Consider the following 20,442-nt stretch of genomic DNA (forward strand, 5'->3'; position numbering starts at 1 on the left):
CCTTCTCTCCTTCTCTCCTTCTCTCCTTCTCTCCTTCTCTCCTTCTCTCCTTCTCTCCTTCTCTCCTTCTCTCCTTCTCTCCTTCCCACCTTCTCTCCTTCCCACCTTCCCACCTTCCCACCTTCCCACCTTCCCACCTTCCCACCTTCCCGATTTCATCCTGATGAAGCGACGAGACGCTTGCCATTAAGTTAGAAATCCTACCCGATACCTGCTCAGCAAGGGATCCGTTTTTCGGGGGCAAGCTCAAACGACCCTCCCATTCATCAGCCTCACCGGTCGTTCCGCATCGATCCCAACCGCCCGCTCATCCACGATAACGACGCAAGTCGCCGTCGCCTCGTCGAGCAGACTCCGACCTCCACGCCACCACTCGACCGGCAACACGCCCGCTCCAAGGGCAGGTCAATTCTTATTGAAATATTAATACAGTCGTGTATAAATACGGATATGTATAAAAAGGAGCGACCTGAAATTGACCGAACGATATTCCGCCCTCTCCCTAATCCGCGAGGGCCTGAACGGCCAGCGGGGCTGGAAAGCCGCCTGGCGGGACGCCACCCCCAAGCGGCGCTATGACGCCATCGTCATTGGCGGAGGCGGACATGGTCTGGCCACCGCTTACTACCTGGCAAAGAACCACGGCATCACCCATGTCGCGCTGCTCGAACGCGGCTGGATCGGCGGCGGCAACACGGGTCGCAACACCACCATCATCCGGTCCAACTATTTCTATCCGGAGACGGCGAACTTCTTCGAATTCGCGCTGAAGCTCTACGAAAATCTGTCGCGTGAGCTCAACTACAACATCATGTTCTCGCAGCGCGGCATGTGGATTCTGGGCCATGACCGCCACGGCATGGAGATGCTGCGCCGCTCGGCCAACTCGATGCGCCTCAACGGCGTCGACGCAGAACTGGTCGACGGCGCGGGGGTGCGCAGACACATTCCCGGGCTCAGCGATTCGCCGCGCTTCCCGATCCTCGGCGGACTGAATCAGCCACGCGGCGGCTCGGCGCGTCACGATGCGGTGGCCTGGGGCTACGCGCGGGCCGCCTCGGCATTGGGCGTCGACATCATCCAGAACTGCGACGTACAAGGGTTCCTGATCGAGGACGGTCACGTGCGCGGGGTCGAGACCAGCCGCGGCACGATCCGCAGCGAGACGGTCGGGATGGCGGTCGCCGGCCACTCGACCGTCGTCGCCGCCAAAGCGGGCGTGCGTTTGCCAATCAGCTCCTATGCCCTGCAGGCGTTCGTATCGGAGCCCGTAAAACCGTGCCTCGACACGGTCGTGCTGTCGCCCGCAACCGGGACCTACCTCAGCCAGTCCGACAAGGGCGAGCTCGTGATCGGCGCCGGCCTCGATCTTTACCTCTCCTATGCGCAGCGCGGCAACCTGTCCTGGATGGAGCGCGCCGCGGCCGGCGTGGTCGAGATGTTCCCGGCCTTCTCGCGGATGCGTTTCCTGCGTCAATGGGCGGGCATCGTCGACGTGGTCCACGACTCGACCCCGATCATCGGCGGCACCGATCTGGGCGGCTTCTACGTCAATTGCGGCTGGGGCACCGGCGGCTTCAAGGCGATCCCGGCGGGCGGCTGGTGTCTGGCCCACATCATGGCGACGGGCACGTCGCACCCGCTCTCAGCTGCCTTCGGGCTCGAGCGCTTCGAGAGCGGCGCGCTCATCGACGAGGCTAGCGCCTCGGGCATCGCGCATTAAGGAGATTCACGCATGCTTCTCATCACTTGCCCCTATTGCGGCCCGCGCGCTGAAATCGAATTCCGCTGCGGCGGCGAAGGGCACATTACCCGGCCCGGCCCACACGACGCGGTCAGCGACGAGGCCTGGGCAGACTATCTCTTCTACCGGGCGAATCCTAAAGGCGAGCATCGCGAGCGTTGGCTCCATTCCGCCGGCTGCGGTCGCTGGTTCAATCTCGCACGCGACACCGTCACGCACCGCATCGCCGCGGTCTATCCGATGGGCCAGACGCTGCCCGAAGGAGTCCTGGCATGAGCGGCTGGCGCAACACACCCGGCGTGACGCTCGACCGGAGCAAGCCGATCTCCTTCCGCTGGGCGGGGCGATCCTACCAGGGCTACGCGGGCGACACGCTCGCGTCGGCGCTGCTCGCCAACGGCGTCTCGATCATCGGCCGGAGCTTCAAGTACCATCGACCGCGCGGCCTGATCGCAGCGGGCCTCGAGGAGCCCAACGGCATCGTCCAGCTCGAACAGGGCGCCACCACCGTTCCGAATGTCAAGGCGACCCAGCTCGAACTGTACGAGGGCCTGTCGGCCGCGCCGATCAATGCCCGGCCGAGCGCCGAGTTCGATTTGCTGGCGATCAACTCGCTGTTCAAGCGCTTCATTCCGGCCGCCTTCTACTACAAGACCTTCTTCTGGCCGAACTGGGGGCTGTTCGAGCCGACCATTCGCAAGGCGGCAGGCCTCGGCGTCGCACCGGCCGAACCCGATCCCGATCGCTATGAACACCGCTTCGCCCACGTCGACACGCTCGTGATCGGTTCCGGCGCTGCGGGGCTCGCCGCCGCGGAAGCGGCGGCTGCGCTTCCGGGCAACCAACGCGTCATGCTGGTCGAGGCCGATTTCGAATTCGGCGGCGGGCTGCTGTCCTGCGTGGAGCCTGTCGAGGGTCTGCCACCGCTCGCCTGGCGCGACGCGGCGCTCGCGCGCCTGCGCGCCGCGCCGAATCTGCAACTGCTCAACCGAACCATGGCATTCGGCTTCTACGATCATGGGCTTGTCGCGCTGTGCGAGCGGATCAACGACCATCTGCCGCCGATGCAGCGGTCCGGTCCGCGCCAGCGGCTGTGGAAAGTCCGCTGCAGGAAGGTGATTCTGGCCACCGGCGCGTTCGAGCGGCCAATCCCGTTCTCGGGCAACGATTTGCCCGGCGTGATGCTCGCCTCGGCCGCGCAGACTTATGCCGCACGCTATGGTGTGCTTGCCGGCCGCCGTCTCGTGCTGTGCACCAACAATGGCAGCGCCTACACCGCTGCGCTGGCCCTCCACGATGCGGGCTGCGAGATCGCCGCCATCGTCGACTCCCGGTCCGAGCCAGGTGCGAGTGCCAGCGAAGCGCGCCGCCGTGGCATCGCGATCCTCCACAGCGCGGTGCCAGTGGCCGCGAAAGGCCGCAAGGCGGTGCGCGGACTCGAGGTCGCAGCGCTGAACGGCGGCGGCCGCCAGCAACTGGCCTGCGACACGATCCTGACGTCCGATGGCTGGAACCCGGCCGTGCATCTCCATTCGCAGTCGGGCGGCTCGCTCGCTTACGACGCACGGCTGCAGGCGTTCCTGCCCAACCATGCCGCGCAGGAGGCGATCAGCGTCGGCGCGGCGGCTGGCCTCTTCGACCTCGCCACCGTACTCGCCAACACCCGCGCGACCGTTCGCGGCGAGACGGTCGCGACCGCGCCCACGGAGGCGGTCGGCCCGACGCGCCGTTTCGCCGATGGCGACACCCACGCGCAAACGGCCTGGCTAGACTTTCAGAACGACGTGACCGTCGCCGACGTCCAGCTCGCCGCGCGGGAAAATTTCCGCTCGGTCGAGCATCTCAAGCGCTACACCACGCTCGGCATGGCGTCCGATCAGGGCAAGACCTCGAACGTCGCGGGCATTCACGTCATGTCCGACCTGCTCAAGATGCCACCGCAGGCGATTAGCACGACGAAATTCCGGCCACCCTTCGATCCGGTGACGATCGGCGCTTTCGCCGGCCGCGCCGTGGGTGAGGATCTGTCGCCGCTCGCGCACACTCCCGCGCACGCCGCGCAGCTCGCGCTAGGCGCGAAGATGGAGAACTACGGCGCTTGGCGGCGAGCGGCGTTCCTCCCGCTCGGCGGCGAGAGCGAGGCGCAGTCGATCGCCCGCGAAGTGACAGCAGTGCGCGACTCCGTGGGTCTGTTCGACGCCTCGACGCTCGGCAAGATCGAAGTCAAAGGCCCTGACGCCGCCGAATTTCTGCAGCGCATGTATGTGAACAGTGTCCGCACGCTCAAGGTCGGGCGATGCCGCTACGGCCTGATGCTCAGCGAGCACGGGATTGTCTACGACGATGGCGTGTTCGCCCGCATCGGCGAGGACCATTTCCTGGTCGGCACCACCAGCGGCCATGCGGCCGCCATCACCGAGACGTTTCAGGAGTGGCTGCAGTGCGAATGGCCGCACCTGCGTGTGCTGGTCGAAAACGTCACGACCGGCTGGGCGGTGATGAACCTCGCCGGACCGCATGCGCGCGACGTGCTTGCCGCGCTGGGCACCGACATCGATCTGTCGCCCGACGCTTTCCCGCACATGCACTATCGCGCCGGCACCGTGGCCGGCGTCGCCGCGCGCGTGCAGCGCGTCAGCTTCACCGGCGAGCTTTCCTACGAGATCGCGGTGCCGTGGGGCTACGGCGCCTCGCTGTGGGACGCTGCGATGCTTGCCGGGCGCCCTCATCGCATTACCGCCTTCGGCGTCGAGGCGCTGATGGTGATGCGGATGGAGAAGGGTTTCCTGCACATCGGATCCGATAGCGACGGTGAAACCTACCCGCAGGATCTCGGCTTCGCCGCCATCATCGCGAAGAAGAAGGACGATTTCGTCGGCCGCCGTTCGACCATGCGGGCCCATGCGCTCCGCGAAGAACGCCGGCAACTCGTCGGTCTCGAAGTAGCGGACGGCGGCGGTCCGCTGCAGGTCGGTGCGCATGTGCTGCCGGCCGATGCGACCGAGGCACGCGGCACACAAGGCTGGGTCACCTCGAGTGCCCAGTCGCCGACCTTGCAACGGCCGATAGCGATGGCACTGGTGCAACGCGGACGCGCCCGCATGGGCGAGACAGTACGCATCTGGGACCTCGATACATGGCGGCCCGCCCGCATCGCCGATCCTCAATTCTTCGATCCATCAGGAGTGCGCATTCATGGCTGAGCCCGATCCCGCAATCATGCTGCGCCGCACCGCGCCTGCCGCGATGGCCGACGTTGTCCGCGCAGGGTTTTCCTGCCGGCTGGAACACGGCCTGGGCATCGCGAAGCTGCACGTCTTCGGCGCTGAGCCGGAGGCGCGCTTTCGTGCGGTGATCGGTAGCGACGCACCCCGCGCCGGCACGCAAACCGGCACACAAACCAGCGACGGAGAGCTGAGCTTCGCCTGGCTGGCGCCCGGCGAATGGCTGCTCACCGGATCGGAGGCCGCGGTCGCCGCATCGGTCGCACGGCTCTGCGGGTTGGGCGCCGACGATCTGCTGGCCATCGACGTGAGCCACGCCCGCGCCGCCTTTCTGGTGGAGGGTGCGAATTCCCGACTGGCGCTCGCCGCTCACTGCCCGCTCGATCTCTGGACCGAGGTGTTTCCCGTGGACGCGGTGGCACGCTCGCTGCTGGGCGACGCCGGCATGTTCATCGCCCGGCTTGCCGATGCGCACGACGTCCCCCGCTTCCGCATCATCGTCGACCAGACGATGGCCGCCTACGCCGGCCGGCTGTTCGCTCGTACCTAGTTTCGTTTCCACATCAGGAGTTTTCCCGTGCACAGCAATTTTGTCCTGCGCTTCCGCTCGCCCGATCGACCGGGAATCATGGCCGCAGTAGCGCCGCTGGTGGCAGCGCATGGCTGCGATATCCGCGCCGCCGAAGTCTATGGCGACCCCGACACCGGCCACTTCTTCTGCCGCATGGAGCTGACCAGCCCGATCGGGATGAAAAGCCTCGCCGCGCACATCGCGCCGGTCGCGGACCGCTTCACGTTCGACTGGGAACTCAAGGATCTTGCCCACAAGCAGCGTGTGCTGATCGCCGTTTCCCGATTCGGTCACTGCCTGATCGATCTGATCCACAAACAGGAGATCGGCCAGTTGCCGATCGAGATCGTCGGCGTCGTCTCCAATCACGACACGATGCGCAAGATCGTGGAGTGGCACGGCCTGCCCTATCACCATCTTCCGGTCGACGCCGGCAAGCCGGCGCAGGAGGCCCGCTTTCTGGCGCTGATCGAAGAGAGCGGTGCCGAGCTGACCGTGCTGGCCCGCTACATGCAGATTCTGTCGGACGCGTTTTCCAAACAACTCGAAGGACGCTGCATCAACATCCATCACAGCTTCCTGCCCAGCTTCAAGGGCGCCAGGCCGTATCACCAGGCGCACACCCGTGGCGTCAAGATCATCGGCGCGACCGCCCATTTCGTGACTGCCGAACTGGACGAAGGGCCGATCATCGAGCAGGACGTGCGGCGCGTCAGCCATTCGGTCACCGCCGAGGAGATGGTCGCCGGCGGCTGCGAAATCGAGGCCTCGGTACTCAGTCGCGCGGTTCGCTGGCATGCCGAACATCGCATCTTCCAGAACGGCAACAAGACGGTCGTGCTCTGAACGAAAGGGCCGTTTCGCTCACGAGGCGGAACGACGGCCGCCGGCGCGCAACCACCACCATTCAGACGAAAGAGACAGCTATGACGACGTCAGACACATTCATCCGGGTCCCGGGCACGCCGGCACGCTCCGCGCAGGAGCGCACCCGGCTTCTGGCAGAGCCCGGTTTCGGCAAGCTTTTTTCCGATCATATGGCGACCATGAACTGGAGCGAAGGGAGCGGTTGGCACGATGCCCGCATTCGTCTGCGTGAGCCGTTCTCCATCGATCCGGCCAGCGCGGTGCTGCACTACGCGCAGGAAATATTCGAAGGCGTAAAAGCCTACAAGCGCGAGGACAAAACGATCGTGCTCTTCCGGCCCGAAGAAAACGCGCGGCGTTTCAACGCCTCGGCGAGACGGATGGCGATGCCCGAATTACCGGAATCGATCTTTGTCGAAGCCATCGAGCAGCTCATTAAAGCCGACGAAGCATGGATGCCCGAAGGAGACGGCAGCCTGTATATCCGTCCGTTCATGTTTGCGAACGACGTATTTTTAGGCGTAAAACCGGCATCGCATTATATTTTTTGCGTGATCGCTTCACCGGTGGGCCCTTATTTCAAAGGCGGCGCCAGGCCGCTCGCGGTGTGGGTATCCGATCAGTACAGCCGGGCAGCGTCTGGCGGCACCGGCGCGGCCAAGTGCGGCGGTAATTACGCAGGCGGCCTGATCGCACAGAAAGAAGCGCTCGCTCACGATTGCGATCAGGTGGTGTTTCTCGATGCGGCCGAGCACCGGTGGATCGAAGAGCTCGGCGGCATGAACATCTTCTTCGTCATGGACGACGGCGAGATCAGGACGCCGCCGCTGGGCACTATTCTGCCGGGTATTACGCGTGCGTCCCTCATCGATCTGGCGCGCGCGGACGGCCTGCGGGTCAACGAGGCACGCTACAGTTTCGAGGACTGGCGGGCGGACGCGATCAGTGGAAAACTGCGCGAGGTATTCGTCTGCGGTACCGCTGCGACCGTGGTCAGTGTCGGTGAGATCCGCTTTAACATCGGGTCGTTCCGCATTGACGACGGGTTGGCCGGACCGGTGACCGATCAGCTTCGTCGCCGCCTGCTCGACATCCAGCAAGGGCGCGCTGCCGATCCGTTCGGCTGGTGCAGGACCGTGACGGAACCGGCGGCGTCCGCCTGATTTTTGTCACTGGCATTGGCGGGATCGGCAGGACTTGATCTGACCCAGCGATGACGCCCTGACACGCTAGTGTGAATCAGCGTGCAGGGCGTCTCCGCATCAGGGGAACCGAGGCGCGTCCCGTTGCCCGAACCCGCCGCCTGATCGGCTTTGGGCTCGCTTCACACTGGCCTCAAACTCCCGGATCGCGATGCGCAAGCTCACACTCCGATCCGTGTGGAGGCTGAATGCGCGACGGGCGCGGTGTCGCGATATGCCGCTCGAGCCAATCGACGATGCGCGCGGCACTATCGAGATACGCAGGATAGCCACGCAGACTGTGGCCGTCTTCCGGATAGACAGCGAGCGCCGCGTCGACGCCGGCTTCCGCCAGCGCGCCGTAGAGTTCGATCGCCTGGCTCGTCGGCGTGTTCTTATCGCGGCCGCCGGCAAGGACCAGCGTCGGCGTGGTCGAACCGGTGGCCCAAAATACCGGGCTCCGATCGAAATACTGGCCGCCCGGCCGGTGCGGCGATCCGTCCAGAAATGCTTCGTCAAACCAGGGAATCTGGGAGGCGAAATGCTGGCTGTACCAGTTGGCGACCGGCGAGATCGGCACCGCTGCGGCGAAACGGCGGGTCTGTGTCACCAGCCGCGCGCTCATGAAGCCACCGTAGCTCGTACCCGACACGGCCACGCGCGCCGGATCGACAAGTCCTTGCGCCACCAGCAGATCGATGCCGGCGAGATAGTCGTACATGTCCTCGCCGCCCATGTCGTCCTTCACCATCCGGGCGAAGTCCTGACCGCGTCCACCCGACCCCCGCGGATTCGGCAGCAGCAGCGCGTAGCCCCTCGCCACCAGCACCGGTCCTGCGCGCAGGGCCGCCGCGTAGCGGTTACGGTGCGCCGAGATGGGGCCCCCGTGTATGTCGACGAACAGCGGCAGACCCTTGCAGTCGCCGTCCGGTAAGACGAGCCAGCCGTCGATCTCCAGTCCATCGCGACCGTGCCAGCGGAGATGGCGTAGGGTGCCCGGAATCGCCGGCGCAGGCACCGGCGCAAAATCCGCGAGGATCTGGGCGCTGCCACCCGATAAGCGCGCGATCGCCGGCGAACGGGCATAGCCCTCGATCACGGCGAGTGCCGACGTCGTGCCGATGGGAACCGCCTTGGGATACCAGCCGCCGATCGTCAGCGCATCCGAAGCCCAAAGTTCGTGACGTCGACCGCTGACGACATCGATCTCCCCGACGACCGTCTGCGCACCACGCAAGCCCGCAAAGAGCAGCTGATCCGCATCGCGCCAGCGGATGTCGGTCGCCTCGACACCACCGAGATCGAGTGGCCGCTGCGCGCCCTCTTCACCCAGCACCACCGTGCCGCACACCAGACCACGGTCACTGCAGAGGGCTTCTATCGCGGCCCAACGCTTGCCGCACGGTGTGCCTGCCGGCACGGCGACCTGATCGGTCGGCTCATGGCGCGAGCGTTCCGCCCCGGTCGTTGCGTCGAGGACCCGCAGGCTCGCCTCGTACCAGCTTCCTTCACTGTGATGATCGCTCGCGACCACGGCGATCGCGTCGTCGCCCAGCCATGCCGCTTCCCAGATATTCACTGGAGGATGCGTGATGGGGATCAGCGCTGCGTCGCCGTCCGACCAGCGGTAAAGCCTCCGCCAGATATCCTGTGCAGCGGTCGACGTGACCTCGGGCAGCCAGCTCGCGGCGGGTTGCCCGCTGCACAAGGCGAAGCCGCCTTCAACGCCCGAGATGTCCGCGCCTGGGTCCGCGGCCAGCACCAGCAGGTCGCCGCTGCCCGGCGACCAGGCCAGCGCTTCGATCCTCGCATTGATCGCCATCGTAGCGAGCGGATCGCCACTCGCCGTCTCGACGACCAGCCGTTCCCCGCTCTCACTGCTTTCAACGTAGGCGGCGCGGCCGTCCGGGGCGTGGCGAAACAGGCGGCCGCTGGCGATCTGCTGCACGCTGCACGCGGCCAGATCGAGCCGATAGATCGCGCTTCGCGGACCCGCCTCGAGCGTGCCGTCGAAACATTGTCCCGTGAAGTGGACACGCCGGCCGTCCGCTGCCGGGTCAAGGTCTGCAGCGGACCAGAGATGGCCCTCTCCAGGGCGGAACAGCGCCCGATAGAATGCGTCCACCTGACGTGCTGCGTCAGCGCCACGAATGTCCTTCTGCGTCATCTTTTCCTCGACACCCTTTCTGTTGTGCGCGACGGTAAAAGGCATGACGTCGCGCGCCGGGATCGCCTGACGCGGCCAGATGCCGGCCAGGCCAGGCAATCCTCACTCTCTCATTGGCTTGCCGCGTCGTCCGTAGCGGCGAGTGCCGCCTGCCAGTCCGGCTTGGCATTAACCGGTGGCACGAGGAACCGCAATGCACGGCTGATCGCGGCACCGGTCACCGATCCGTGCGTCTCACCGGCAAACTGCACGAACTCGGTCCTGACGCCATGTCGGGCGAGCGCCGTTCGCATTCGAAGGGCATTACTGATGATAGAGAAGTCAGCGAACATGGTCGCCGGATCTTCTTCACGCTCTCCGGCGGACAGAAACACGCGCAGACCGGACGGGATCGCGCCGTCGGGCAGATCTTCGATCAGGTGGACCATCGCGCCGTCCCCCGGTAAGCGCACCAATGCGCCGTCTACCGGTGATTGCGGATCGATGAGCATGGGGCTCATCAACGCATAGCCCTGAAACAATCCTGGATCCTGCGCCAGCACATAAGCGGCGAAGTGCCCGCCAGCCGAGGTACCGAGAAGAACGCGGCGTGCCGGATCGATATCGGGAACATGCTGCTCGACTTTCGCCATGACGCAGTCCCGCAACGCCGCGAGGAAAGCGTCGGCGCCGCCGAATTCGAAGCTACCGTACGCGCCCGCGTCGAAGCTGCGCCGCGGCCCGCGATAGAAGTCCAGAAACCGCCGCTGCGAGACGAACCGGAGGTCACCGGTTTCCTCCGCGTAGCCGATGCCGACAATGACGGCGGGCGCAAGGTCGCCGCCAAAGCTGCCCACGCGCGCAGCGTCGACGACCGTGCCGAACAGATAATCGGCATCGGTCACATAAAGGACGGCGTTCAGACCGTCGGGCTGCTGGCTGATCATCGGCTTGACGGGCCGCGCAATCGAGACCCGCAACGCGACACCGAGTCCCGGCGGTTCGACGATGAAAGTTTCGATCCACGGCGTCGCGTCGCGCGCGGGGACCCAATCGGCGGATACGTGCTGGTTCATGATCTCAATTCCTCGAAGGTAAGGGGTAAGGACGAGGGGGGCAGGCGAGGGAAACGTCGATGCGACTGAACTACCGTCGCCCTCCACCGTGATGTGGCAGGCTCGTCCTTCACCCCATGTGCACGATACGACAGGTTCAGAAAGCCGCTGCCTGTCCGTTGGTATAGCTGGGCGAGATTGCCGTCAGTGCGCCGCTCTCCGTGTCACGCTGGATCGCCACCCAAAGGCCTTGCGCGAAACGCGTATCGGCGGGCGCCAGGCGCTTCACGTCCAGGCCGGTTTCGTCGAGCACCGCATCCGGAAACTCACCCTCGATGACGCGCAGGGTCAGCTTCCTGGCATCGCCGTCGGGTGCGATCGGCAACAGCAACCGGGGCGCGTCGGCGGCCTGCTCGATCGTCATGCCGTGATCGATGACGTTGAGCAGCGACATGGTCGTCTGATAGTGAAGACCCACGCCCATCGACGACCAGGCGATTTCCGGCTGGCCATTCTTCAGGATCAAGCCCAGTTCGATCGGATTGGCCAGTTGCGCGCCACGCGGTGTGGCCGCGACGATCGGCTGCATGTAGGAGGCAGGATCGCCAACCGACACGCCGTCGACCACGATCGCCGTGCGCCCCCACGTGAGGCAGTTGATCGAATGGCAGAGCGCGACCATGTTGCCGTCGGCATCGATCGCGACCACGTCGTCGGAATGGACGCTCCTCGGCAGGAAGGTGATCGGCGCTTCGTTCTCGAGACGCGCCCAGAGCCTGTCGGCATGCGTCGGGTCGAGGCGGGCCGCCCGGCTCGCATCGCCACCGGGACACTCGGCCTGTTGCTGCTCGAGACGCTTGTTGTAGAACAATCCCATCGCCGCGCAACATTTTGCGATCCTCACCAGGCTGTCGCCCGAACGGCTCCAGTGCGGCCGCTGCGTCAAGCCGGCAGCGGTCGCCAGATTGAGCGCCTCCACCAGATTGACCGAGCCGTCGCTAGGCTCGCCGAGCAGCGCAAGCGTGCGGTCGCCGCGCTGCAGCGTCACCGGCGACGACCAGACCGGTCGATAGCGGGCCAGATCCTCCCCCGTCATCTTGCCGCCATCCGCCTGAATCGCGGCGATACAGCGGGCAGCCCAGGCACCGGTGTACATGTAGTCGGCGCCCTCGGCCGCGATCCGCCGCAGCGTTTCGGCGAGCGCCGGCTGCCGGAACAGGTCGCCCTCGACGTAAGTCGAGCCGTCCGGTTTATAGAATATTGCCCGGGTCTCGGGTAGCCGCGCGAGATCGTGCTGGCGCATGGCGATATACCGCGCGAGGCTGGGCGACACCGGAAAGCCCTCTTCCGCCAGTTCGATCGCCGCCTCGAACAGCCGCGCGAAGGGCAATTTTCCGTAGCGGCGATGCGCTTCTTCCAGGCCGCGCATGAAGCCGCCTACCAACGCCGTGCGGCCGGATGGTTCGCCCGTTCCCTGCATGTTGGCAAGGCCATCGCCCGCGGCGTTGAGGGCGCCCGGAATCGACATCGGGTCGTCTTCGCCGAGGACCGTGTTCCAGCTGGCGTTGAGCGAGGTCGTCTCGCCGCTTGCCGCGTCGTGATGCATCAGATTCAGGATGCCGAAAAAGCTGATCACCGCGCCGCCGCCCAGAACGATCTGGGTCAGCGCCGTGGCCAGCGCGGCATCGACCGCGGAGCCGCCCTGCCGCAGTGCTTCGAGTCCCACTCGCGTGGCGAGCGCGTGGAGTGCGGTGGCGACAGCGCCCTGATCGCCTCGCGCCGGCGGATTGCCAGGCAGTGCGGATTGCTGGATCGCCCACCAGTGATCCTGATCGGCTTGCGGCCATGCGGACGGCGCAAGCGTGGCGCTCGCGTGTTTCGGGTTCGTCATGGCGCTCAGTCCTTCAGGCCGTCTGCGACCGCACAGCGTCGAGGATCGGCGATCGCGGTCAGCGTACCGGTTGCTTCGTCGCGCGCAATCACGGAATAGCTGCCCATGTGATAGTCATAGCCGGACACTACGCCGACCCGCACGCCGAGCTTATGGAGATCTTCCACCACGCCCTCGCGCAGACGGTCTTCGATCACGACGCCGCGGCCCTCGCTCATCGGTAGCATGCGAGGCGCTTCCACCGCCGCCTGGGGATCGAGCTTGAAGTCGATAAAATAGGAGAGCACCTGCGGCAAGGTGCAGAAGATGTTGCCTGGCGAACCGGCGGAGAACACGGGTTTGCCGTCCTTCAGCACCAGCGTATTGCCGATAATGCAACGCGACTTCGCGCCCTTGACGAGGGTCGCGTCCATCTGGCTCTGCAAATGACCGAAGGTCGCGTGACTGCCGATCATCGGTACGCCGCCGACAACCTGGCCCGGAATGCCCGAGCCCTGCAGCGTGTTCATCATCTGAACCCAATTGCCCTCGGCGTCGACCACCGCGATTTCGCAGGAGCCGCTGGGTTGCTTCTGGTCCTGACTCATCAGCTTCGGCTTGGCCGCCAAGCCGAGGAAACCGGCATAGGCACTGGTCCCATCGCCGTCGCCCGCGAGCCGGATATGTTCCGACAGGTCGACCCTCGGCCGCGATCCCCGAATGAGCTTCGCGAGGTGAGCGTGATAGTCGTCGTCGAGCACGGCTTCGCGCGGCACGTCATAAACCTGGTCATCCTGAGCATATTCCCAATGCCGCTGACCTTGCCGCAGCGCATGCCCCATCGCCCACCAGTGCTCCGCGGAGCCCGGCTCCGTATTCCGGATGCCGAGATGCTTGAGCACGCCGAGTGCGACGCCTGTGAAGAAACCCTGCGCCTGGGGCGGTCCGAGCATGACGATCTCAAACTCGTTATAGCGGAAGCGGATCGGCTCGACCCAGCGCGGCGCGGTCTCGGTCATATGCTCGGGCGTGATCTTCCAGCCCAGCTCGTTGCCCTTCCTGACGAAGGCCTCGGCCCACGGACCGGTGATCATATAGTCCGGGTCGGCAGCAACACCGCGCAGGGTTTGCGCGAGCCCCTTGGGCACGAAGACTTCGCCGACGTTGGTAAAGCGGCCATTCGGCTGATAGAACTCGCGCCCTTCGGGGAAATAGGTAATGAACTTCTCACCCCAGATGTTCACGCCATGCTCGAACGACGAAATCGCATGGCCCTGTTCGGCCCAGGTAATGGCATCCTGGCACAGGTCAGTCCAGGGCCGGGATCCGAACCGCTCGTGAATGGCTTTGAGCCCCGGCATGAAGCCGGGAATGATCGCGGACGGCGGCACAAAAGCGTAAGGACCGTTGCCGGCGGGAACCGGACGGAACGGCGCGAGCCCCGACGGGTGCGCGCCGAGACTGTCGAGCTGGTGAAGCTTGCCCGTCTTCGCTTCGTAGTAGAGAAAGGTGACGAGTCCCGCGTGGTTGGTCATGAACGGCTCGACGGCCGCCTGAACCATCGCCCCCGCGATCCCGGCGTCGGCGGCATTGCCGCCAGCCTTGAGTACGTTGATCATCGTCTCGGTCACGATGGCGTTATCGGTCGTGACCGCTGCCTTCAACCCTGTCGCCGGGTCCTTGGGGCCGGGGTTACGAAGGTAGGCGTGATGGTCAATCGTCATGGCTCTTCATCCTCGAAAAGTAGTGAGGGGGCCCGGTCGCGCAAGGCTGGCGACCGGCTCTCCCGATGCTCGTACTGCCACGCCTGGGCACCGTGCGCGACGCGTTCTTCTGCGTTCGACACGCACGCCGGGCAAAGGGCTCATTGCACGGTGGACGCCAGCGTAGTGGTTCCGGAAAATTCACCTGCGCGGATCGGCGCGGTTTGCCGTTCGAGCCAGCTGCGTTCGTCGGGCGTCAGCAGTGGGCTGAGCAGATCCCGAACACGGCCATGATAGCTATCCAGCCAGTCGACCTCCGCATCGGTCAGCATCGTCACCTCGATCAGGTTGCGAGCGATCGGCGCCATGGTGATCGCCTCGAAGCCGAGCATCGTCCGGTCGCCCCCCGCAATGGGCCGCTCGACTGTGACCATCAGGTTTTCGGTGCGAATGCCGTAGATCCCCGCTCTGTAGTAACCGGGCTCGTTGGAAAGGATCATGCCCGCCTCGATCGGCGCCTCGTCCGGCCGCGCGTATGCCAGGAAATAGCCAGGCCCCTCGTGGACGTTGAGGAAATGGCCGACGCCATGGCCGATGCCGTGAGCGCACTCGAAACCACCGACCCAGAGCGGCGCCCGCGCGATCGCGTCGAGCCGGCTGCCGAGCGTGCCGAGCGGGAAGGTCGTGGTCTGCAACGCGATATAGCCCTTGAGAACACGGGTGAACCGGTCCTTGAACTCGGCACTCGTCTCGCCCACGGCGACCGTACGGGCTACGTCCGTGGTGCCGTCGGGATACTGGCCGCCTGAATCGACCAGGTAAATGCTGTTGGGTCCGATCGGCGCGTCGCTCTCCGGCGTGGCCCGGTAGTGCGGCATCGACGCGTTGCCGTCGACGCACGAGATCGGTTCGAACGACAGGCTGTGGAAGCGCTCGGTTTCGCGGCGGAACTGATTGAGCCGGGCCGCTGCCGACAGCTCGGTGAGCTGGCCCTTGGGCGCTTCGATCGAAAACCAGTGGAGGAAGCGGGTCAGTGCTGCGCCGTCGCGGATATGCGCCGCTTTCATGCCCTCGATCTCGACGGGATTCTTGATCGCTTTGGGCAACACGGTCGGGTCGCGATCGGCGCGCAGCGTGGCGCCGCCTTTTTCGAGCCCCGCGTAGATCGCGACCGGCGTCAGGTTGGGATCGAGCGATACGACCTTGCCCGGCAAGGTTTCGAGAGTTTCGTAGAAGCGGTCGTAGGGCAACAGGCGCACGCTTTCGCCCAGATGCTGGCGCACGGATTCGTCGATCTTGTGCGGGTCGACGAACAGATCGGCGCTACCGTCGCGATGACAGATCGCGAAGCTATAGCAGAGCGGCACGACGTCGACATCGCTCGCGCGGATGTTGAACAGCCAGGCGATCGAGTCGAGCGCGACGATCACACAGGCGTCGGCGCCAATCGAGGTCAGCCATTGCACCACGTCGCGGCGCTTGTCGGCCGAACTCTTGCCCGCCATGCCGATCGTCTGCACGAACGCCTGGCTGTCCGGCCGGGCCGGTTGATCGATCCAGAGCCGATCGATCGGGTTGCTCGGCAGCGGCACCAACTCGGCGCGCCCGGCCAGCTTCTGCTCGATCGCGCCCAGTGCTCCCCGGGTATAGAGCTTGGGATCGTAGCCGATCCGCGCCCCCGCAGCATGCTCGGCGAGCCACGCGCCAGCGCCGGTGCGGAGCACATCTTCATACGACCAGTCGGCGCCGTCCACCTGGGTGCGGACCGATTCGGTATAGCGATAGTCGACGAAGATCGCCGCCTTGTCGGCGAGCACGGCGATGCTGGCGGTCGATCCGGCGAAGCCGGTCAACCACGCAAGGCGCTCCGAATAAGGGGCTGGGAATTCCGTGATGTGCTCGTCGCCGGTGGCGAGAATGAAGCCGTCCAGGCCGAGCCGCGCAAGCTCCGCGCGGAGGGTGATCAGGCGTTCGTGAGATGGGCTCATAGTCGTGTCTCGATCTGTTTTTTGGGGTGGCAGAACAGCCGGTAAAGGTCGCGGCTCATGGATCAAGGAGCGGGCATTTCGTTCTGGGCGTCATGAGCGATCGGCGGCGCGGCAGCCCAGCTCCAGGTCGCGACCCAGAAGCTCAGGGCGGCGAGCAGCGCAAAGGGGCCGCCGACCAGCGCCATCGCCTCGCCTAGCGTCGCGTCGCCGCCCAGGCGCTGGTTCGCGTAACCAATGAGCGGCGCACCGATCATGCCGGACAGCGAGATGAGCACGACGTACAGTCCCATGCACAGGCCGCGCAGTTCGTTAGGGATGCGAAAGTTTATGACGATGACCGGGATGGAGACCGCGACCCCGCTGGCGACCATGAAGAGGCTCATCAGCGCGGCAAAGCCCCATGTGTCGGACGTCGTTGCCAGAAAGCTGCCGGGAATGCACAGGACCGCGGCGATCGCGGCGAGCAGCATGGCCGTCTGATCGCCACCGCGGCCCCGGGCCATGTTGACCAGCCGGCTGCTGAGCAGATGCCCAGCGAGTCCGCTGATCAGCATGACTGCGCTCAACCACGACGCGAAATCGCCCGGCTGCAATTCATAAAGCCGCATCAGCGCGGGCGCACACCAGGTTCTCAGGCCGCTGACCAGCCCGCCCAGCGCCATCATCCCGACGAACAGGGGGATCAGGAAGCGACGGTAATTCCACAGCGCGCGAAACGACCCGCTGCTGCCGGTCGAGCGCATCTCCATGCGGGCGGGTTCGCGCAGCGCCAGAATCGCGGGGATCAGCAGCAGACCGAAGGCCGCGAAGATCAGCGACACCGCGCGCCACGGACTGATTCCGCCGAGCGCATGCGGATTGAGCGCCACCATGCCCACCAGCGCCGAATAGCCGATGCCGCCGACCAGCAGGCCGGCGCCGCCGCCGAGATCCTGGCCGACGCCGAAGGTCGCGCTGGCGAAGGCGCGCCGGTCCGGCGCAAAATTGTCGGCCATCAGCGACATGGCCGCCGGATAGGTCAGCGCGAGCGCGAGCCCCATCACCGCCTTGGCGGCGGCCAACAGCCACCGGTCGTGGGACAGACCCACGAGCATGAGACCGGCACACCAGAGCACCATGGCCACCAGCATCAGCCGGACCCGCCGGCACCGGTCCGCGAGCATGCCCATCGGGATGGCGAACAAGCCATAGGCGGCGAAGAAGGAGGTCGTATGGACCAGGCCCACCTGCACGTCGGTGAGGCCTAGCTCGTGTTTCATCGGCTCGATCAGGAGACCGACGACCGTGATGTCGACCGCGGCGAAGAGCCCAATCGCCGCGACCACGATCTGCGCGAACCGAGCGCGCGCCAGGCTTGGGTAGCCCGTGATGCCTTGTTCCTTTCCCACCCTGCCTCCGATTCCCTGTTGAATTGCTCAATGGGTACTGACAGGTCATGCCCTTCCGAATCTCCCGACGGCAAAGCGGTTTCGCCTTTGCCGTCGGCGGCTGCCAGTGGTGACATTTTAAATAATACATGACTGTTTTTTATTCCACAATGGGGTTTTGAGCGCTGCCCGCTGGGAGCCGACAGCGTCCATTGCCCCGGTGCCTGCCACCTGCTGGCGGCTGCATGACCTGCTTCATGCAGGATCGGCGCAAGACCAGAAAAGCGGTGCGCGAAGGTCGCCGCGCACTACGCTGAGCGCTCGTGACTCGTCACACCCTGCCGTAACGTCATGAGTCACGGAAACCGTTGCCGGCGAAATTGGCGGTTTTGCAGCGGGCAAACCTGGCGTGCACTCGCTTTCCGGTGCCCATGAAAGCAAGGCGACTCGTCAATTCATATAATACAATACTGAATTTTATTGAGAGGACGTCGGCGACACGCAGGGCGACGCGTTGCACCACGCGTTCTTCATCGCCCCCTGAGCGGCGATCAATTCACCGCCTTCGGTCTATCCCTATGAGAGGTTTTTTGCATGGCCAAGATCATCGACGGACGGCGCCTCGCCGAAGGGCTGCGCGCAGGCCTGCTGGAACGTGCACAGGCAATCGCCGGACAGCGCGGCACGCCGCCCGGCCTTGCGGTCATCCTGGTCGGCAGCGACCCCGCCTCCGCCGTCTACGTCCGCAATAAAATCCGCGCCTGCGAGACGGTCGGTATCCATTCGGTGTCGCTGCGCTTTCCGTCGAGCGTGAGCAATGCCGAACTGCTGGACACGATCGCCCGGCTCAATGCCGACAGCGATATCGACGGCATTCTCGTGCAGTTGCCGTTACCCGCGCACATCGCACTTGACCGGGTGCTGGAGGCCATCTCGGTCGACAAGGACGTTGACGGCTTTCACCTCTACAACGTCGGCGGCCTGGTGACCGGCAATACCATTTTTTCGCCTTGCACACCCTATGGCGTGGTGAAACTGCTCGACAGCGAGGATGTGCCGATCGAAGGGCAGAACGTCGTGGTCGTCGGCGCCAGCAACATCGTCGGCAAGCCGATGGCGCTGATGCTGATGGCGCGTAGAGCGACCGTGGCGGTCTGCCATGCCAGGACCCGCGACCTCGCCCAGTTCACCCTCCTCGCCGACATCTTGGTGGTGGCGGCTGGCGTGTCCAACCTCATCATCCCGCAGATGGTGAAGACGGGCGCCGTCGTCATCGACGTCGGCATCAATCGGCTTCCCGACGGCCGCATTACGGGCGATGTAGACTTCGATGGCGTCTCTGCCAAAGCATCGCGCATCACGCCGGTGCCCGGCGGCGTCGGCCCGATGACCGTGACGATGCTGCTCGACAACACGATAGCCGCAGCCGAACGCGCACTGACTCGTGGCATGCGTCCGGCGAGGGCTCCGGTGCAAATAGCGCGGGGGCCAATCGGTTAAGGTGTCGGGTTGAACGAATTGAGAGCCGACGGTTCTGTCGCGGTAAGACGGTTGAGTCGTACAAAGGCGATATGATGAGGATAGCTTACATCAGCAACGAGTAAAACTGGCAGGCCGCAGATGGCTTGATTTTGCCAGTGTGTATCATCTGTCCTTTGGCGATCATATGCATGATCTTGATGCCACTGAGAATGACACGCGCGCAGCGGAAGTCCTTGAGGCCGAGCATCGGTCGGATGATGCGCTTGATGGCCCGATGGTCCTTCTCAACCACGTTGTTCAGATACTTGACCTGACGGACCTTAATGGGTGTGTCGCGCTTGGCGCTGACCGCGTGCAGTGCGGCCAGATTGGCTCCGCTTTTGTCGATCGTCACCGCCTCGGGCACGCCGTTTTGCTGGATCGATTTTTCGAAATACCGCTGGGCAGCTGCCTTGTTCCGTCTGGAGGGTGCGGACAAAATGTTGGACTACCAGGAGGTAGTCCATGTACTCATACGAGGACCGCATTCGCGCGGTTCAGCTCTATCTGAAGTTGGGAAAGCGTATCAAGGCGACCATCAGGCAGCTGGGTTACCCGACGAAGAATTCCCTGATAGCCTGGCATCGTGAGTACGAACAGTGTCATGATTTACGAAGCGGCTATGTTCGGTCCAGGCCGAAGTATTCGGCCGAACAGAAGCAGGCTGCCGTTGACCACTACCTGAGCCACGACCGATGTATTGCCGCGACCTTGAGGGCTTTGGGCTACCCGAGTCGCGGGGCGCTTGCAGCCTGGATCGAAGAACTGTGCCCCAGTTCGAAAAGCGTATTGTCGGCAGAGCGACTGGCAGCGTTCCGAGATCGCGGGAGGCCAGGCAGTCGGCCGTCATCGAGCTGTGCACCAGAGAGGAAAGCGCACGCGTGGTTGCCCAGAAAGCGGGCGTGAGCAGGCCGATGCTATACAACTGGAAGAGCCAGCTACTCGGTCGGGAGGTTCCAGCATCCATGAAACGCCAGAAGAAGCCAGCACCGGACCATGATCGTTCGGAGCTGGAGCAGCAGGTCGAATCGCTTCGGCGCGACATACGGAAGCTGGAGATCGAGCGCGACATCCTCAAAAAGGCGAACGAACTGGTAAAAAAAAGGAATGGGCATCGACCCGCAACTCCTGAGAGAGGTGGCCTCGCTCGTTCGGACAGTATTCTGAGATTTTTAAGTGGAACGTCCGAGGCAGTCATGCTGCCA

At 64.7% G+C, this 20,442-nt stretch carries 14 protein-coding genes and 2 pseudogenes; 8 read left to right on the forward strand and 8 right to left on the reverse strand.

Translation table 11 applies throughout. The features are described 5' to 3' along the window. Nucleotides 1-187: hypothetical protein (locus BDI24065_RS39440; RefSeq protein WP_217481852.1), on the reverse strand; the 187-nt coding region annotated here is incomplete at its 3' end. 288 nt (nucleotides 188-475) lie between these two features. On the opposite strand from BDI24065_RS39440, the gene BDI24065_RS39445 reads away from it, so the two are divergent. The 6 genes from BDI24065_RS39445 (at nucleotide 476) to BDI24065_RS39470 (ending at nucleotide 7,569) form a co-directional block, all read left to right on the forward strand. Continuing rightward, nucleotides 476-1,723 (forward strand): sarcosine oxidase subunit beta family protein, encoded by a 1,248-nt coding sequence (locus tag BDI24065_RS39445; protein ID WP_175035742.1) that lies wholly within the window; start codon nucleotides 476-478, stop codon nucleotides 1,721-1,723. 12 nt (nucleotides 1,724-1,735) lie between these two features. Next, the gene (locus BDI24065_RS39450; protein ID WP_175035743.1) at nucleotides 1,736-2,020 is read left to right on the forward strand and encodes a sarcosine oxidase subunit delta; all 285 of its coding nucleotides are present in this window, start codon (nucleotides 1,736-1,738) and stop codon (nucleotides 2,018-2,020) included. Then, entirely contained in the window at nucleotides 2,017-4,947 is a 2,931-nt protein-coding gene (locus BDI24065_RS39455; RefSeq protein WP_175035744.1) for a sarcosine oxidase subunit alpha family protein, read from the forward strand. Before BDI24065_RS39450 ends, BDI24065_RS39455 begins: the two co-directional genes overlap by 4 nt. Further along, complete coding sequence (locus tag BDI24065_RS39460) at nucleotides 4,940-5,518, forward strand: sarcosine oxidase subunit gamma family protein (RefSeq protein ID WP_175035745.1); 579 nt, start codon at nucleotides 4,940-4,942, stop codon at nucleotides 5,516-5,518. The genes BDI24065_RS39455 and BDI24065_RS39460 overlap by 8 nt, the downstream gene beginning before the upstream one ends. A 27-nt stretch (nucleotides 5,519-5,545) precedes the next feature. Continuing rightward, a complete protein-coding gene (gene purU / locus BDI24065_RS39465; RefSeq protein WP_175035746.1) occupies nucleotides 5,546-6,385 on the forward strand; it encodes a formyltetrahydrofolate deformylase in 840 nt (279 codons plus the stop codon). A gap of 80 nt (nucleotides 6,386-6,465) precedes the next feature. Then, nucleotides 6,466-7,569: a branched-chain amino acid aminotransferase gene (locus BDI24065_RS39470; RefSeq protein WP_175035747.1), complete on the forward strand. Its 1,104-nt coding sequence runs from the start codon at nucleotides 6,466-6,468 to the stop codon at nucleotides 7,567-7,569. A 172-nt stretch (nucleotides 7,570-7,741) separates the two neighbouring features. Here BDI24065_RS39470 and BDI24065_RS39475 read toward each other — a convergent pair whose 3' ends face one another. The 6 genes from BDI24065_RS39475 to BDI24065_RS39500 all read right to left on the reverse strand — a co-directional run bounded on the left by BDI24065_RS39475 (nucleotide 7,742) and on the right by BDI24065_RS39500 (nucleotide 17,737). Continuing rightward, complete coding sequence (locus BDI24065_RS39475; protein ID WP_175035748.1) at nucleotides 7,742-9,853, reverse strand: S9 family peptidase; 2,112 nt, start codon at nucleotides 9,851-9,853, stop codon at nucleotides 7,742-7,744. Between the two features lie 11 nt (nucleotides 9,854-9,864). After that, complete coding sequence (locus tag BDI24065_RS39480) at nucleotides 9,865-10,809, reverse strand: alpha/beta hydrolase (protein WP_175035749.1); 945 nt, start codon at nucleotides 10,807-10,809, stop codon at nucleotides 9,865-9,867. A 136-nt stretch (nucleotides 10,810-10,945) separates the two neighbouring features. Next, the gene (locus BDI24065_RS39485; protein ID WP_175035750.1) at nucleotides 10,946-12,679 is read right to left on the reverse strand and encodes a gamma-glutamyltransferase; all 1,734 of its coding nucleotides are present in this window, start codon (nucleotides 12,677-12,679) and stop codon (nucleotides 10,946-10,948) included. Between the two features lie 5 nt (nucleotides 12,680-12,684). Then, nucleotides 12,685-14,382: a gamma-glutamyltransferase gene (locus tag BDI24065_RS39490; protein WP_175035751.1), complete on the reverse strand. Its 1,698-nt coding sequence runs from the start codon at nucleotides 14,380-14,382 to the stop codon at nucleotides 12,685-12,687. A gap of 140 nt (nucleotides 14,383-14,522) precedes the next feature. Further along, nucleotides 14,523-16,349 (reverse strand): aminopeptidase P family protein, encoded by a 1,827-nt coding sequence (locus BDI24065_RS39495; RefSeq protein WP_175035752.1) that lies wholly within the window; start codon nucleotides 16,347-16,349, stop codon nucleotides 14,523-14,525. A 62-nt stretch (nucleotides 16,350-16,411) separates the two neighbouring features. Beyond that, nucleotides 16,412-17,737, reverse strand: a complete 1,326-nt coding sequence (locus BDI24065_RS39500; protein WP_175035753.1) for an MFS transporter — start codon at nucleotides 17,735-17,737, stop codon at nucleotides 16,412-16,414. A gap of 573 nt (nucleotides 17,738-18,310) precedes the next feature. Between BDI24065_RS39500 and folD the strand changes: the two genes are divergently transcribed. Then, nucleotides 18,311-19,216: a bifunctional methylenetetrahydrofolate dehydrogenase/methenyltetrahydrofolate cyclohydrolase FolD gene (gene folD, locus BDI24065_RS39505; RefSeq protein WP_175035754.1), complete on the forward strand. Its 906-nt coding sequence runs from the start codon at nucleotides 18,311-18,313 to the stop codon at nucleotides 19,214-19,216. Nucleotides 19,217-19,301: 85 nt separating this feature from the next. Here the strand turns inward: folD and BDI24065_RS39510 are convergent. After that, nucleotides 19,302-19,664, reverse strand: a pseudogene (locus BDI24065_RS39510) (DDE-type integrase/transposase/recombinase); the annotation flags it as partial. Nucleotides 19,665-19,702: 38 nt separating this feature from the next. Here BDI24065_RS39510 and BDI24065_RS39515 point away from each other — a divergent pair. Continuing rightward, nucleotides 19,703-20,389 (forward strand): annotated as a pseudogene (locus tag BDI24065_RS39515) (transposase); the annotation flags it as partial. Nucleotides 20,390-20,442: the final 53 nt, after the last annotated feature.

Origin of the sequence: Burkholderia lata (assembly GCF_902499025.1) — a bacterium.
Classification (GTDB): domain Bacteria; phylum Pseudomonadota; class Gammaproteobacteria; order Burkholderiales; family Burkholderiaceae; genus Burkholderia; species Burkholderia lata_C.